At 67.1% G+C, this 12,919-nt stretch carries 11 protein-coding genes; 4 read left to right on the forward strand and 7 right to left on the reverse strand.

All coding sequences use genetic code 11. The annotated features are described in order from the left end of the window. Nucleotide 1: 1 nt before the first annotated feature. The 3 genes from INQ40_RS06850 to nirK all read right to left on the reverse strand — a co-directional run bounded on the left by INQ40_RS06850 (nucleotide 2) and on the right by nirK (nucleotide 4,934). Nucleotides 2-1,549: a phospholipase D family protein gene (locus INQ40_RS06850; RefSeq protein ID WP_228481945.1), complete on the reverse strand. Its 1,548-nt coding sequence runs from the start codon at nucleotides 1,547-1,549 to the stop codon at nucleotides 2-4. A 63-nt stretch (nucleotides 1,550-1,612) separates the two neighbouring features. Next, entirely contained in the window at nucleotides 1,613-3,394 is a 1,782-nt protein-coding gene (locus INQ40_RS06855) for a DUF885 domain-containing protein (protein WP_194339734.1), read from the reverse strand. 166 nt (nucleotides 3,395-3,560) lie between these two features. Then, complete coding sequence (nirK, locus tag INQ40_RS06860) at nucleotides 3,561-4,934, reverse strand: copper-containing nitrite reductase (protein ID WP_228481946.1); 1,374 nt, start codon at nucleotides 4,932-4,934, stop codon at nucleotides 3,561-3,563. Between the two features lie 220 nt (nucleotides 4,935-5,154). On the opposite strand from nirK, the gene INQ40_RS06865 reads away from it, so the two are divergent. Continuing rightward, on the forward strand, nucleotides 5,155-6,624 hold the full coding sequence (locus INQ40_RS06865; protein WP_194342464.1) for an acetyl-CoA hydrolase/transferase family protein: 1,470 nt from the start codon (nucleotides 5,155-5,157) through the stop codon (nucleotides 6,622-6,624). 15 nt (nucleotides 6,625-6,639) lie between these two features. On the opposite strand, the gene sstT is transcribed toward INQ40_RS06865, so the two are convergent. Then, nucleotides 6,640-7,914 (reverse strand): serine/threonine transporter SstT, encoded by a 1,275-nt coding sequence (gene sstT, locus INQ40_RS06870; protein WP_194339737.1) that lies wholly within the window; start codon nucleotides 7,912-7,914, stop codon nucleotides 6,640-6,642. A gap of 248 nt (nucleotides 7,915-8,162) precedes the next feature. Here sstT and INQ40_RS06875 point away from each other — a divergent pair, with 248 nt between their 5' ends. From INQ40_RS06875 to INQ40_RS06885, 3 genes are all read left to right on the forward strand, one after another. Beyond that, a complete protein-coding gene (locus INQ40_RS06875; protein WP_194339739.1) occupies nucleotides 8,163-8,453 on the forward strand; it encodes a biotin--protein ligase in 291 nt (96 codons plus the stop codon). After that, nucleotides 8,450-9,226, forward strand: coding sequence for a biotin/lipoate A/B protein ligase family protein (locus INQ40_RS06880; protein ID WP_194339741.1), 777 nt, complete (start codon nucleotides 8,450-8,452; stop codon nucleotides 9,224-9,226). The genes INQ40_RS06875 and INQ40_RS06880 overlap by 4 nt, the downstream gene beginning before the upstream one ends. A gap of 73 nt (nucleotides 9,227-9,299) precedes the next feature. Continuing rightward, nucleotides 9,300-9,887: a DUF4136 domain-containing protein gene (locus tag INQ40_RS06885; RefSeq protein ID WP_194339742.1), complete on the forward strand. Its 588-nt coding sequence runs from the start codon at nucleotides 9,300-9,302 to the stop codon at nucleotides 9,885-9,887. 111 nt (nucleotides 9,888-9,998) lie between these two features. Here INQ40_RS06885 and INQ40_RS06890 read toward each other — a convergent pair whose 3' ends face one another. The 3 genes from INQ40_RS06890 to INQ40_RS06900 form a co-directional block, all read right to left on the reverse strand. Further along, nucleotides 9,999-11,681 carry an AarF/UbiB family protein gene (locus INQ40_RS06890; RefSeq protein ID WP_194339744.1) on the reverse strand — a complete coding sequence of 561 codons (1,683 nt, stop codon included), beginning with the start codon at nucleotides 11,679-11,681 and terminating at the stop codon, nucleotides 9,999-10,001. Between the two features lie 37 nt (nucleotides 11,682-11,718). After that, on the reverse strand, nucleotides 11,719-12,384 hold the full coding sequence (locus tag INQ40_RS06895; RefSeq protein ID WP_194339746.1) for a hemolysin III family protein: 666 nt from the start codon (nucleotides 12,382-12,384) through the stop codon (nucleotides 11,719-11,721). 64 nt (nucleotides 12,385-12,448) lie between these two features. Beyond that, nucleotides 12,449-12,790 carry a zinc ribbon domain-containing protein YjdM gene (locus tag INQ40_RS06900; protein WP_193983221.1) on the reverse strand — a complete coding sequence of 114 codons (342 nt, stop codon included), beginning with the start codon at nucleotides 12,788-12,790 and terminating at the stop codon, nucleotides 12,449-12,451. Nucleotides 12,791-12,919: the final 129 nt, after the last annotated feature.

Below are 12,919 nucleotides of genomic sequence, written 5' to 3' on the forward strand. Positions count from 1 at the left end.
CTCACAACAGCCATTCTATCGGCAGCGCCTCCATCACCCTGACCGCGGTGTTCAGCCAGAAGCCGTTGCCGGGCTCCTGTTTCAGGGCATGCTCCTCACCGGGCAGCTCGCCGCGCTCCACCCACTCCAGCTTGCCGTCCGACCCGCGCCGAACCAGCCAGGCGCTCTCGGGAACGAGTTCCTCGAAGCGGTTGGCGATGCCCGATGCGATCGCCGTGCTTTCGACCACAAGCCCCATTTCGGTATTGAGGTTGGCCGAGCGCGGATCGAAGTTGAACGAACCGATGAAGGCGCGGCGGCGGTCGGCGGCGAACACTTTGGCGTGCAGGCTCGACGCCGAGCTGCCGGTGAGCTTGCGTCGCACCGCCGGGACGTCCGCTGTCTCCGGCTTCATTTCGTAAAGGGTGATCCCGGCGTCCAGCAAGGGCTTGCGCCGCTTGGCGTAGCCGGCGTGGACCGCCGTGACGTCGGTGGCCGCCAGCGAGTTGGTCAGCACCGTTACTTTCACGCCCTCTCTGGCCAGTCCGGCCAGGTAGTCGACCCCGAACGCCGTGGGGACAAAGTACGGGGAGACGATCTGCAGCTCGGCGTCGGGTACGCCGATCACCTGCTGCAGCCGTTCCGACAGCAGGCTCTCGCGCGCCGCCAGCCCGAGCCCCTTGGCCGGATCGTCGCTGAGCAGCTCCACCGGAACCCACTCCAGGCCCAGGTCGCCGCTCGCCAGCGCCTGCAGGTACGGCGAGTCATCCAGCGCACGCAGGTACGCGCGCGCGGCCGGGTCGCGCTCCACCACCGACGCCGCCGTGGCCAACGCCTCCAGCGCACCGGGCGGCGCGGCGGGGACAATGCCGTGCAACGGATAGGACGAGCCGCTGGCCCAGTAGAGATCGAAGTCGAGCGACACTTCGTCCACGATCGGCCCGACCGCGAGGAGATCAAGGTCGACGAAGAGCACGCCGTCACCGGCGTCGAAGTACTCGTCGCCGACGTTTCGCCCGCCCATGATCGTCGCCTGGTTGTCGGCGGTGAAGGACTTGTTGTGCATCCGCCGGTTCAGGCGCGCGAAATCGGTCAGGTAATCCAGCCAGCGCCAGTTCCGGTGCGGGAACGGATTGAACAGGCGGACCTCGATCAGCGGATGCGTATCCAGCGTCGCCAGCAGCGGATCCAGCCCGGCGGTGTTGTTGTCATCCAGCAAGAGCCGCACCCGCACGCCGCGGTCCGCGGCCCGGTGCAGCGCTTCCAGCAGCAGGGTCCCGGACATGTCGCCACGCCAGATGTAGTACTGCACGTCCAGTGAGCGCTGCGCGCCTTCAGCGAGGGCGACGCGGGCCGCGAACGCGTCATCGCCGCGCGCCAGCGGCAACACGCCGGAAAGCCCCGGATGCGCCCGGGCAAACTGCTGGATGCCGCGACCCAGCAGCGTGTCGGCGGTGTCGGCCAGGCGCGTGGACTGCGACCGCCCGTCCAGCGACGGAAGCCTTGCGCTGATCGCCAGCGCCACCATCAGCAGCGCCAGCGTGGCGACCACCGTGGGCCAGCGGAACACGTGTTTTTTTCCAATCATGAGCCCCTATTGTAGGGGCCACGTCGCCCTGGAAACGTCTGCGGACTACTCGGCCATCAGCTGCATGATCGCCGGCACCGGCGCGTTGCCGTAGCTCAGGAAACGGTTGTGGAAGGTCTTCAGGTCGAAGTCCTCGCCCAGGCGCTGCTTCTGCTGCTCACGGAAGTCGTAGATCTCCGCGTAGCCAGTGAAGTACGAGGTCAGCTGGACCTGCGACAGGCGGACGCGGCGCCACTTGTTGACCGCCTCGGTCTCTTCCTGGAAGGCCTCGCGGCGCAGCAGATCGAGTGCTTTGGCTTCGCTCAAGCCCTCCACGTGGACCTCGTAGTCCAGGATCGCATTGGTGACCACGCGCAGGTTCCACTTCCCGTACATCAGCCACATCTCCGGCGCCTGCTCGCCCCAGCCGGCTTCCAGCATCATCCGCTCGGCGTAGACCGCCCAGCCTTCGATCATCGCGCCGTTGCCCACCAGGCTTTTGACCAGGCTCGGGCTCTTGTTGGCATGCAGCAGCTGGGTGTAGTGGCCCGGGATCGCCTCGTGGATGTTGAGGATCTGCAGGACCCAATGGTTGTACTCGCGCAGGAAGCTCTCGGCCTGCTCGTCGCTGTAGTCATCCAGCGGGCTGACGTTGTAGTAGGTGTTGGCGGTCGGGTTGAACGGGCCCGGCGCACTGACCGAGGCGCCGGCACCACCGCCACGCATGTACTCGGGCGTCTCGCGGACCACCAGCGGGCGGCTGGTGTCCTGGTCGAGCAGGTCGTGCTTGCGGACGAACTCGGCCAGCAGCGGGATCTGGCGCTTGATCTCGTCGAAGAACTCATCAGGCGCCACGTGCCGGTCCGAAAGCTTGTCGATCATCATGCCGATCCGCTGCAGGCGGTCATCCGGCATCGCGGTTCCGGCGAAGTACTTCGGCCAGAGCTCCACGGTGATTTTGTCCATCTGCCCGTGCAGGCGGTTCTTCTCGTCCACCGCGCGCTGGTGCAATTGGGCGGCGGTGAAGTGCGACTGGATGTCGTAGGCGAACTTGCGCTCGTACTGCTCGGCGCCGATGCGGAAGGAGCGGGCCTTGCCGGCGGCGACCTGTTGGGCCTGCAAGCCTTCCAGCCAGCCGGTCCATTCGCCGATCGCGGAGCGGGCCGCGTCGATGCGCGCGTTGAACGTGGCCTTGTCGGCGGCATCAAGACCCGAATCGGCGATCTGCTTGCGCAGCGGATCACCGAGCACGCTGAGCGACCCACGACCCTGCACGATCGCGAGTTCGACGTGCTCGGCGGTCGGGTCGGCGATGTTGGCACGTGCGGCCGCGTAGTACTGCGGGACGTGCTCCAGCCGTGCCATGACGGTGCGCAGGCGCTCGTCCTCGTCGGCATACGGCGTGTTGAGAAGCAGGCCAATGGGACCGGCAATGTTGTAGCGCGAAGGATTCCACTGCCAGTCGCGAAAGGTCTCCTGGTACCAGATGCTCGCCTCGTACCGGTTCTTCAGCAGCATGTGGTCGATGCGCTCGGCGGGCGACAGTTGCGCCGGGTCGAATGCGGCCAGCTCCTGCAGCCCTGCCCTGGCGAATGCCAGGTCGGCGGCGCGCTGCCGGGCGTCCGGAATCGTGAGCGTCGCCGCGTTGTCGTAGCGACCGGCATAGATCGAGGACTCCGGACTGCGCTCCAGCCCCCGCATCAGCAGCGACTCGGCCACGCTCGCGAAGTCCGCGTCCACCGCGGCGGCCTTGCTGTCCGCTGCGACCGGTGCGGTCTGGCATCCGGACAGCGCGCCGGCGCCAAGCAGGCTGGCAGCAATCAACAGGGAAAGGGTGGTCTTGCGCATACAGCTGCTCCGCATCGGCCTGCCGCAACCGGAAGGGTCGCGGCGAATCGGACATCGTAGCGGCCTGGGCGCCGGGCGAGCGTGCCGTTGGTCAGGCACGCGCGCGAAATGTCGCGCAAAAAAAAGGCGGGCCGCGATGGCCCGCCTTCTTCCTTGCTCCCGTGGCTCAGTGGCCCGATGCCGGGTCGCTCTTCTCGCTGCTGTCAAAGATCGAGGCGTCCGCTTCGCCCTTGACGTGGAGGAACCCGATCAGGCCCTTCTCCGCGCGCGACAGCGCGTGGTCGACCAGCAGGTAGCGGCCGGGGTAGTCGACCTTGAACTCCACCATGGTGGCCCCGCCCGGCGGCACGAGCGTGGTCTGCACGTCGAGCAGCGGCGGACTGGTGAAGGACGCCAGGTTGTAGACGCGGTCGAACACCTCACCGATCAGGTGGAAACTGGAGGTCAGGTTCGGACCACCGACGCCGAAGAACATGCGCACGGTTTCGCCGACGTTTGCCTGCATGTCAAAGGTCTTGGTCAGCGCGTTCATGCTGCCGTTGAACATCAGGTGCTCGGGCCGCTCATCGAGCAGTTTCTCGACCGAGAACTCCTGCAGGCCGCTGGAGCCGTGCTTCTGCGCGGTGTAGAGCTCGCCCTGCATGACGTAGAACTCGCGGTCCACGCTGGGCAATCCGCCCTCGGGCTCGACCAGGATCATCCCGTACATGCCGTTGGAGATGTGCTGGGCGATCATCGGGGTGGCGCAGTGGTAGACGAACAGTCCCGGATGCAGCGCCTTGAAGGTGAAGCTCTTGGTCTGCCCCGGCGCGACCTGGGTCACCGCCGCGCCACCACCTGGTCCGGTGACCGCATGGAAGTCGACCGAGTGGATGTTGATGCTGTCCTCGGCGTTCTTCAGGTTGATGGTGACCGTGTCGTTCTGGCGGATCCGCAGCAGCGGGCCGGGCACCGTGTTGTCAAAGGTCCAGTAGCGGTAGGTGCTGCCATCCGACAGCTGGCCCTCCACCTCGGTGGTCAGAAGGTCGTAGGTGATGTGCTGGGCGGCACGGTCGCCGACCGGCTTGCCGACCTGGTACGGGTCCTTGGCAACGTCCACGGCGGTGCTGACGACGTCGGCGACGTCACCGACGACCAGCTTGCCGAACATGCCCGCGGCCTTGTGGCCGGGGATCGTGCAGACGTACTCGAACACGCCGGCCTTGCCCGCACGGAACACGATGGTGGTCGACGACCCCTCGCCGACAAGCTGGTCGGACTGCGCGTTGAACGCAGGCACCGCGATGTCGTGCATCGCACCGTCGCCGTTGACCACGGTGATGGCAACCACCGCGCCTTCAGCGACCTTCAGCTCGGGGTTCACCTGGCCCTTGATGGCGCCCGCGTTGCCGACGAACACCAGCTGTCCGTTCTCGATCGCGGTGCGCAAGGTAAAGGTGACGTCCGCCACCGGGGTGACGTCCGCCGAACGCGCCGCAATGGCCTGCGGCACAAACCCGGCCGCTCCGGCCAGGGCGAACAGCAAAACCAGCTCTTTCATTCCCATCTTCCTTCCAGTCAGCAAAAGTGCTTCGTTGGCCGGCACGATAGGCATCCGCCCGCGGAGTCTCCATGACCTGGGTCAAGCCTGGACATACGGGTGCGAATGTTGACGGTCGTGGACTGCGGCGCGCGCAGCGGGCCGTTAAGATCCCCACTACCCAGCAGCGAGGGCAACCGTGACCGAACGCATTCTCCACCCCGGCCTGGCCGGCAAGATCATGGGTGCGGCGCAGGCCGCCGAGTTGATCCAGCCCGGCATGACCGTCGCCATGAGCGGATTCACCGGCGCCGGCTACCCCAAGGCGGTTCCGCAGGCGCTCGCCGCGCGCATGGAGACCGCGTCCGCCGCCGGCCATCCGTTCAAGATCAAGGTCCTGACCGGCGCATCCACCGCGCCCGAGCTGGACGGCGCGCTGGCCCGCGTGGAAGGCATGGAGTTGCGCCTGCCCTACCAGTCCGACCCGGCCGTGCGCGAGCGCATCAACGCCGGCAACCTGGAATACATCGACATCCACCTGAGCCACGTTGCCCAGCACACGTGGTTCGGGTTCTTCGGCAAGATCGATGTGGCGGTGGTGGAGGTCTCCGGCATCCGCGAGGACGGCAGCCTGATTCCGTCCTCCTCGGTTGGCAACAACATGACCTGGCTGGAACAGGCCGACAAGATCATCCTGGAGGTCAACCGCTGGCAGCCCGAGGCGCTGGCCGGCATGCACGACATCTATTACGGCACCGCCCTGCCCCCGGACCGCAAGCCGATCCCGCTGCTGCATCCCGATGACCGCATCGGCCAGCCCTGGTTCCGCCTGGACCAGGACAAGGTCATCGCCGTCGTGAAGACCAACGACCCCGACCGCAACTCGCCATTCAACCCGCCCGACGAGGCGTCACAGCGGATCGCCGGGCACCTGCTGGATTTCCTCGGCCGCGAGGTCAAGCGCGGCCGGCTGACCGACAAGCTGCTGCCGCTGCAGTCGGGCGTGGGCAACATCGCCAACGCGGTGCTGGCGGGGCTGGCGACCGGCGGTTACAGCGGACTCTCGGCCTACACCGAGGTGATCCAGGACGGCATGCTGCAGCTGATCAAGGAGGGGGTGCTGCGGATGGCATCGGCCACCTCGTTCTCGCTCAGCCCGGCCGGGATCGAGGAATTCAACGCCAACGTCGACTTCTACTCCAGGCGCATCCTGCTGCGTCCGCAGGAGATCTCCAACCACCCCGAGGTCATCCGCCGGCTCGGGTGCATCGCCATGAACGGCATGATCGAGGCGGACATCTACGGCAACGTCAACTCGACCCACATCGCCGGCAGCCGGATCATGAACGGCATCGGTGGCTCGGGCGACTTCGCGCGCAACAGTTACCTGTCGGTCTTCATGGCGCCCAGCACGGCCAAGGGCGGCAAGATCTCCGGCATCGTGCCGATGGTCAGCCACGTGGACCACACCGAACACGACACCATGGTCGTGGTCACTGACCAGGGGCTGGCCGACCTGCGCGGTCTGGCGCCCAAGCAGCGCGCCCGGGCCATCATCGAACACTGCGCGCACCCCGAGTTCAAGCCGATGCTGCAGGACTACTTCGACCGCGCCTGCCGCGACAGCTACGCCAAGCACACCCCGCACCTGTTGCCGGAGGCCCTGTCGTGGCACCAGCGCTTCATCGACACGGGCAGCATGCTGCCCTGACCGCGTCCCGCGCTTTCAGCGCGCTGCGCGGGATTCGGCGCGCTGGCAGGCCGCGGCGGTGAACAACACATCGGTGGAGGAGTTCAGCGCGGTCTCGGCCGAGTCCTGCACCACACCGACGATGAAGCCGATCGCGACCACGCGCATCGCCAGGTCGTCGGATATGCCGAACAGGCCGGCCGCGAGGGGGATCAGCAGCAGCGACCCGCCCGGCACCCCGGAGGCGCCGCAGGCCGCGACCGCGGCGACCACGCTGAGCAGGAGCGCGGTCGGCAGGTCCACCGGAATCCCCAGCGTGTGCACCGCCGCCAGCGTCAGTACCGTGATGGTGATGGCCGCGCCGGCCATGTTGATGGTCGCGCCGATCGGGATCGACACCGCGTAGGTCTCGCGATGCAGGCCCATCTTGCGGCACAGCTCCATGTTGATCGGGATATTGGCCGCCGAGCTGCGGGTGAAGAACGCGGTGATGCCGCTCTCGCGCAGGCAGCGCAGCACCAGCGGATACGGATTGCTGCGGGTCACGAGGGCCACGATCAGTGGATTGGCCAGCAGCGCCACGAACAGCATGCACCCGAGCAGGACCGCCAGCAGCTGGGCGTAGTCCAGCAGGGTCGACAGTCCGGTCGCTGCAATCGTCTCGGCCACCAGACCGAAGATTCCGATCGGGGCCAGCTGGATCACCGCGCGGACCAGCCGGGTCACCGCATCCGACAGGTCCGCAACCGCGGTGCGGGTGGTGTCGGCCGAGTAACGCAGGGCAATCCCGAGCCCGACCGCCCAGGCGAGGATGCCGATGTAGTTGCCGGCCTGCAGCGCGTGGATCGGGTTGTCCACGACCTGCAGCAGAAGGTTGCGCAACACCTCGCCGATTCCGCCCGGCGGGCTCAGATCGCCTGCGCCGGCGACCCCCAGGTGCAGCGTGACCGGAAACAGGAAACTGGCCGCCACGGCCACCATGGCCGCCGCAAGCGTGCCGACCAGGTACAACACGAGGATCGGGCGGATGTGGGTCTTCTGACCCTGCCGGTGGTTGGCGATGGACGCGGCCACCAGCACCAGCACCAGGATGGGCGCGACCGCCTTCAGGGCCGAGACGAACACCGTGCCAAGCAGCCCGACCGCCAACGCCGCCGAGGGGGCAACAAGCGCCAGCAGCGTGCCGGCGATCAGCCCGATCACGATCCGCAGGACCAGGCTCGTCCCGGTCCAGCGTGCCAGCAGGCCTTGCGACTGCTTGCCGGGCAGCGACGGCGTGGGTTTGTTCTCGGGAAGGCGGGGATCGGTCATGAAGTCAGGTCCGGGTCGGGAGGCATCCGCGTCGGCCGCTGTCCGGGCCGCGCACGAAGCGTCGATTGTCGCCGACCGCGCCGATGATTTGGCCGCTTGCGGGGAAATCGTGATCGCGAGACACGCCACGGCGCGTTAGCACCGCCGGCGCCGGTCGAGTGACCCATGTCATTGATCCGCACGCCCCCACAGACGAGGATGGCTGCCTCAGCCGCGCTTGCGGCGCTTACGGCGAGGAGTCGATGTCCATGCACGGCGAATACAAGGAGCCCGGCGGCAAGCTGGTGGTGGTCGATCTGGTCGTGTCCGGCGGACGGTTGAGCGACGTTCGCGTGAGCGGAGATTTCTTCCTGGAGCCCGATTCTGCGCTTGACCTTATCAACCGCGCCTTGGTCGGCACCCGCGCCGACGCCGGCGTCGACGCCTGGGCCACCGGCGTACGCACCGCGTTGGGCGATGGGGCGTCGCTGTACGGCATCAGCGCCGAGGGTGTCGCCATCGCGGTGGACCGCGCGGTCAACGGCGAGGCCGCGCCATGAGCCGGACCGGGTGGCACGAGCACGACTGGCAACTGATCCACACCGACGCCCAATCGCCGGCGATGCACATGGCGCTGGACGAGGTGCTGACCAACGAGGTGTCCGCCGGCCGCCGTCGCCCCACGCTGCGGGTCTGGGAATGGGCGGATCCGGCGGTCGTCATCGGTCGCTTCCAGTCGCTGCGCAACGAGGTCGACGGAGATGCAGCCGCGGGTCATGGCATCCAGGTGGTCCGACGCATCAGCGGCGGCGGCGCGATGTTCATCGAACCGGGCAACACGATCACCTATTCGATCTGCGGCCCGCTCTCGCTGGTCGAGGGCCTGTCGTTCCAGCAGTCCTACGAGCTGATGGATCGCTGGGTGATCGAGGCGCTGGCCGAACTGGGCGTGGCAGCGAGCTACCAGCCGCTCAACGACATCACCTCCCCCGCCGGCAAGATCGCCGGGGCCGCGCAGGCGCGCAAGGGCAACGCCGTGCTGCACCACGTCACCATGGCCTACGACATCGACACCGGCAAAATGCTCGACGTGCTGCGCATCGGACGCGAGAAACTCTCCGACAAGGGCACCACCAGTGCGGCCAAACGGGTCGATCCCCTGCGCCGCCAGACCGGCTTGCCACGCGCGGCCGTCATCGAGCGCATGATCGCGACCTTCCGCCGCAACCACGGGCTGCGCGATGACCATCTCACCCCGGATGAGCTGGGTCAGGCGATGCGACTGGCAGAGGCCAAATTCGAGACGGCGGAATGGACTGCCGTGGTGTCGTGAAAGGCCGGGTTTTCACGCGTCGCACGGGTTGCCGCTGCTATTTTCGGCACAGGCCAAACCGGTGGGACCGACCATGAAAACCGCATCCTTGTCTTCGTTCTGGTGGCGCGCCCTGATCGGGCTGGCGCTTGTGTCGATGCTGGCGGCGTGTGCCACCGGTCCCCGGATCCGTACCGACGCGGATCCCACGGCCGACTTCTCGCAGTACCGGTCCTACGGCTTCTACCAGCCGCTGGCGATGGAGCAATCGGGTTACACCTCCTACCTCTCCGACAACATCAAGATGGCGGTGCGCCGGGAGATGGAAGCACGTGGCTACCGCTACAGCGCCGACAAGGCCGACCTGCTGGTCAACTTCCAGGGCGTGATCCGCGAGAAGACGGACGTCTACGAGATTCCGCGCTCGGACGTCCAGTACTTCTACAGCTACCGAGCACGCGCGTATTACGCGTTCCCGGTGTGGTACGACGAGACCCGGGTGAGCCAGTACACCGAAGGCACGCTGACCGTCGACCTGGTCGACGCCGCGCGCAACCGGCTCGTCTGGAGCGGCGATGCCATCGGCCGGGTCAACCAGAAAACCCCGCAGCAGCGCGTCGCGGCGGCCGACCAGGCGATAAGCGCGATCTTCGCCAAATTTCCGTATCGCGCTGCGCCCTGACAAGCGCTAGCTAGCCCGCCGGTTCCGTGGCAAAGGGTGCTGCAGGAAGCGTCCTGCAGCGTAGCGTCTCGCAGCGAGCCGGCTGTCCGCGTTCTGTGTGGAGGCCCCGCTCTAGGTGCCGCCACCGCTGCGCCAGATCGACACCACCAGCCAGGCACCGGCAATGGCGGCGCCGACGAAACCCAGCAGGCCGAAAGCCGGCAGACCCAGCAGTGTGGGCCCGCCACGCACGGTCAGGGTGATCGAGGATCCGATGATGAGTGCGGCCAGGACCACGCCGACCGTCAGGCGGTTCGCTGCGTGGTTGAGCTGGGTACCGAATTCGTCCAGGCGGTCGATGTCGACATGCAGTTTGACGTTGCCGCGCCGCACCGAGCGCATCAGCCGGCGAATGTCCCGCGGCAAGCCTGCCAGTAATTCCGTCGTTTCCGCCAGCGTGCGCGCGCCCTGGCGCAACAGCGTCGCCGGTCGATAGCGCTGCAACATCGCGCGGCGCAGGAAGGGCGCCGCCTCGCTGGCCATGTCGAAATCCGGATCCAGGCTGCGACCCAGGCCTTCCAGGGTGACGAACACCTTGATCATCAAGGCCAGGTCGGCCGGCAGGGCCAGCCGGTTGGCCCGCAGCAGGGCCGTCACGTCGCCCAGCATCGTGGTCAGGTTCAACTGGCCCAGCGAAATCCCGTGGTACTGGTCGACCAGCGCGTCCACGTCCAGCGCCATCTGGGCCTCGTCGGCGTGGGCCTGCGTGGCCCACTCGAGCATCACGTCGGTGACCCGGGCCGCGTCGCGCATCACCAGCGCATCCAACAGGCCGATCACCTGGTTGCGGCGGGCATCCGACAGTCGCCCGACCATGCCGTAGTCGATCAGGGCGATAACGTTGTCGGGCAGCACGAAGACATTGCCGGGGTGCGGATCGGCGTGGAAAAACCCGTCCTCGAACATCATCTTCAGCACTGCGTTCGCGCCGCGCCGAGCGATCAGCTTGCGGTCCAGCCCGGCGGCATCGACCGCCGCCAGGTTGGACAGCGACACACCGTCGACAAAATCCTGCACGTTCATCCGCGCGCCGGTGTACTGCCAATGCACCGCGGGAACCACGATCTCCCCCGAGCCGGCGAAGCTGGCAGCAATGCGCTCGGCGTGACGGCACTCGGCCGCCAGGTCGAGCTCGCGGCCCAGCGATATTTTGAACTGGCGGACCATCGCGCTGGGCTGGAACTGGCGCAGTTCCTCGAAGCGCGCCTCCATCGCCTGGGCCGCGCGGTGAAGCAGGCGCATGTCGGCTTCCACCACAGGCTTGATGCCTGGCCGGCGCACCTTGACGACCACCTCGGTGCCGTCGTGCAGGCGCGCACGGTGGACCTGGGCGATCGATGCGGCCGCCAGCGGCGTCCGATCCAGCCAGGCGAACACGGCTTCGGGCGACGCGCCCAGGTCCTCCAGCATCTGCTGGCGGATGAGCTCGTAGGGCACTTCCGGCGCCTGGTTTTGCAGCTTACCGAACTCGGCGATCCACTCCGGCGGGAACAGGTCCACGCGCGTCGCCAGCACCTGCCCCAGCTTGACGAAACTGGGGCCCATTTCCTCCAGCGCGTGGCGCACCCGCACCGGCGTGGGCAGCGCCACCAGCTCCTCCATGTGGCCCAGGGGCAGCACGCGCCCTGCGCGGGCGAGCACCGGCGCCAGTCCGAGGCGGCCGACCATGTCGCCGAAGCCGTAGCGGATCAGTATCGAGGCGATGTCGTAGACCCGCCCCAGATCCCGGGTTGCGCTCAGCCCATCCCACAGCATGCGTGTAGCTCCGGTTGACCGCGAGTCGGCGCGGCGCTCAGACAATGTGCGCCATCACTGCGATGTAGTGGCACAGGCTGCCGCCCAGAACAAACATGTGCCATATCGCATGCGAGTACTTCAGTGCCGGCCGGTGATAGAAAATCGTCCCTGCGGTGTAGAAAATGCCGCCCGCCAGCAGCCAGCCCAGGGTCCAGCCGTCCAGCGCACGCCACATCGGCTTGATCGCGACCAGCACCAGCCAGCCCATCGCGATGTAGATCATCGTCGACAGGCGCCTGTAGCGGCCGGTGAGGAACAGCTTGAACACCACCCCGGCTGCGGCCAGCGTCCAGATCACGCCGAACAGCCACCAGCCCCACGGACCACGCAGGCCGATGAGCGTGAACGGCGTGTAGGTCCCCGCGATCAACAGGTAGATCGCGCAGTGGTCGAAGACCTTCAGCCTCGCCTTGGCAACCGGGTGGCGCACCGCGTGGTACAGCGTTGATGCGACGTAAAGCAGCAACAGGCACACGCCGAAGACGATCGCGCTAGTAAGTTGCCACGCATCGCCCCACATCGCGGCCAGGGTGATGAGGACGGCGCCGCCGGCGAGCGCGGCCGTCGCGCCCAGTCCGTGGGTGAGGGCGTTGGCGAGCTCCTCCGAAGCCGGCGCCGGCGCGGGCGTCGGCGATGACCGCGACGATGAGAGGGTAGGCATGCCGGCCATGCTAGCGCCGTTTACCGGCAACCGGTGGGCGCCGCGGCTCGGGTGATCGGCGGCATCAGGCCTTCTTGAGGAAGCACGTCTTCAGCACGAGACCCTTGATCTTGTCCGAGCTGCCTTCGATGTTTTCCGGGTCGTCCTCCACCAGGCGGATGTTGCGGATCACCGTGCCCTGCTTGAGCGGGATCGAGGAGCCCTTGACCTTGAGGTCCTTGATGACGGTAACGGTGTCGCCCTCGTTGAGGATGTTGCCGTTGACGTCGCGCACCACCATCGCGTCCGCGGGCTTCGCGTTCGGATCGGTCGGCCATTCGTGGCCGCAGTCGGCGCAGACGTAGTGATCACCGTCGGGGTAGGTGTTCTCCTTGCCGCACTTGGAACAGGCCGGAATATCAGGCATCAACGCACCATCCATCGAAGAGTCGGGGGGGCCGGACAGTATAAGCCAGCGCCTCAGGACGTGGCCGCAACTCATTGAATCTGCTTATGAAGCGCGCGTGCATCGCGTGCCCGGGCACGCAGCGCTGGC

Origin of the sequence: Lysobacter sp. H21R4 (assembly GCF_015277535.1) — a bacterium.
Classification (GTDB): Bacteria; Pseudomonadota; Gammaproteobacteria; order Xanthomonadales; family Xanthomonadaceae; genus Novilysobacter; species Novilysobacter ciconiae.